Origin of the sequence: Citrobacter sp. Igbk 16, from assembly GCF_028069755.1 — a bacterium.
Classification (GTDB): Bacteria; Pseudomonadota; Gammaproteobacteria; order Enterobacterales; family Enterobacteriaceae; genus Citrobacter.
This window is the reverse complement of sequence record NZ_JANEWJ010000094.1, coordinates 1-483: the sequence shown is the minus strand read 5'-3', so window position 1 is coordinate 483 and position 483 is coordinate 1. Positions and strand designations below refer to the sequence as shown.

Annotated in this window: 1 protein-coding gene and 1 pseudogene; one reads left to right on the top strand and one right to left on the bottom strand. The window is 43.5% G+C overall.

What is annotated here, in order from left to right:
- Positions 1 to 110: pseudogene (locus NNO03_RS22510) on the top strand (integrase); the annotation flags it as partial.
- 11 nt (positions 111 to 121) lie between these two features.
- Here NNO03_RS22510 and NNO03_RS22505 read toward each other — a convergent pair.
- A partial coding sequence (locus NNO03_RS22505; protein WP_271450615.1) for a hypothetical protein occupies positions 122 to 483 on the bottom strand: 362 nt, incomplete at its 5' end.

Genomic DNA, 483 nt, shown 5'->3' with positions numbered 1-483 from the left:
TGTCAGAATATAACTGTGAACGCCCGCATGAATCACTGAACAATATGACGCCGGAGGAATATCGGCAACACAATCATTTGGCCGGGATCTCAAAAAATGCCTGGAACTAAAACGGGTCTATTTACAATATCACGGATTCACTATGATGTTTAATGTTATCAGTGTCCTGATCATCCTCTACTGCATGTTCATTGTTTTGAGCTGTCATTTCATTACTGTTACTGGCTGGCGAACGAGAGGACTCTTGTAGACGGCGGATTTCCCGGCCACTCATTGTTTTCTTAATTGCATTATTTTCTTGCAACGATTGAGGACGCTCCAGTGTTTGCTGGGGTAACGCCTGCGCCACATTTTCATGTGCCGCAACCGCCTCATTTTCATCACTCTCTGATGGATTCGAAACATGTGAATCGTTATCATCAAGTAGTGTATCACTCCTATCACGCCCTTGCTTCTTTGCCATCTCTAACATATTTGACATCA